The organism is Wolbachia endosymbiont of Drosophila seguyi (assembly GCF_028981765.1).
Classification (GTDB): domain Bacteria; phylum Pseudomonadota; class Alphaproteobacteria; order Rickettsiales; family Anaplasmataceae; genus Wolbachia; species Wolbachia pipientis.
Genome location: NZ_JAPQLM010000125.1, coordinates 1 through 1,390 on the forward strand (window position 1 = coordinate 1; position 1,390 = coordinate 1,390).

The 1,390-nt window shown below is 36.2% G+C and carries 2 protein-coding genes and 1 pseudogene; 1 reads left to right on the forward strand and 2 read right to left on the reverse strand.

From position 1 onward, the window contains the following. Positions 1–269 (forward strand): annotated as a pseudogene (locus tag OZD62_RS02870) (Rpn family recombination-promoting nuclease/putative transposase); the annotation flags it as partial. Here OZD62_RS02870 and OZD62_RS02875 read toward each other — a convergent pair. Both OZD62_RS02875 and OZD62_RS02880 read right to left on the reverse strand, forming a co-directional pair. After that, positions 258–620 carry a hypothetical protein gene (locus OZD62_RS02875; protein WP_264706254.1) on the reverse strand — a complete coding sequence of 121 codons (363 nt, stop codon included), beginning with the start codon at positions 618–620 and terminating at the stop codon, positions 258–260. The pseudogene OZD62_RS02870 and the gene OZD62_RS02875 overlap by 12 nt on opposite strands. 141 nt (positions 621–761) lie before the next feature. Then, positions 762–1,184 (reverse strand): hypothetical protein, encoded by a 423-nt coding sequence (locus OZD62_RS02880; protein ID WP_275019396.1) that lies wholly within the window; start codon positions 1,182–1,184, stop codon positions 762–764. Between the last annotated feature and the right edge of the window lie 206 nt (positions 1,185–1,390).

Consider the following 1,390-nt stretch of genomic DNA (forward strand, 5'->3'; position numbering starts at 1 on the left):
ACTGGTCAGAAAAAGAATTTATTGCCTATGAACAGGAAATAAAACGTATTCTTGATGAACAGGCTGTCCTCGCTCAAAAACTTGATGATGCTACTGAAAAAGGTAGAGAAGAAGGTAAAGAAGAAGGCATCCAAATCGGACATGAAAAAGGCAGGAAAGCAGAGAAAATCGAAGTGGCAAAGAACTCACTTAAGGCCGGTGTCTCTATTGATGTTATCGCTCAAATTACCGGCCTTTCGATAGATGAAATTCAAAAATTAAGGAATTAATACTTTACCTTGACCTCTAGCTTGAGTTAAATGACATTGAACAGAAGTATTATTTAGATAACTTTTAGGCTCCAAGCTTATTTGTTGTTCTTTTACGTCACTCACTTCTAATCTGCTTAACATTTGTTGCATTAATTGATTTATTACTGGGTCTATTCTTCTATTAAATTCAGCCATAAACTTATCAAACTTTTTCGGACTTAATCTACCGGGATCTCCGGGTTCTCTACCAGGCAATGCTTCCTCTGCGTATGATTTTAAAATCCCTGAAATTTCATTAAATTCACCACTCCTAATTTTTTCATTAATCTTCTCAAATAATTTCTCAAAATTAATATCTAAGCGGTGCATTTTTATACCACCTTTCGATTCAGCTTGCTTCTCTAATACTTCCTTGAACGACTTTATAATATCCGATGTGTAAAAAAGAGCCTTTACAGGATTAACATCAGAAAACTTAGGAAGAGGACACTTTTTATCTAGAAAAACTTGTCACAAGAGAAACATCAAGCTAGCATTATTACTCGCACAAACTTCACGACTAAATTGGCTAGTATATTGGATATTTGGGTTTCTTACTGTATCAGAATGATTGGAGCTACTTCCTGCTGTACCAGAACAGCTAGAGCTATTTTCTGAAAATGAAGGCAACGCAGCCCTTAAAGGGGAAGAGATAAACTGAAAAACACCTTTAACAGCATCTATCCATGAAGACGGCTTACTTGCTCCGCTTGTAGCTCCTATTTTGTTATAGCCTATTTCGTCACTTTGCGATGAATTGTCTGATGCATTATCATAAGATAGATCACACTTAGCTTCTTTTGTAATACTATATTGTACATCACGCTTCTTGCGAGTAGATCCACAATCCTCAATTTTCCATTGACATGGACCATCTTTGCCCCTGGCCTCCAAGTAAATACTCTCCTTCTATCCCTATCATGGCTAAGATAATCACTAGCAGGATATAAATACTCATTAAAATAAGTGCTTTTTATATATATGTTGTTACCTTCAGGTTCAAATTTCCATTGACATGAACTATCTTTGCCCCCTGGCCTCCAAGTAAATACTCTCCTTCTATCCCTATCATGGCTAAGATAATCACTAGCAGGATATAA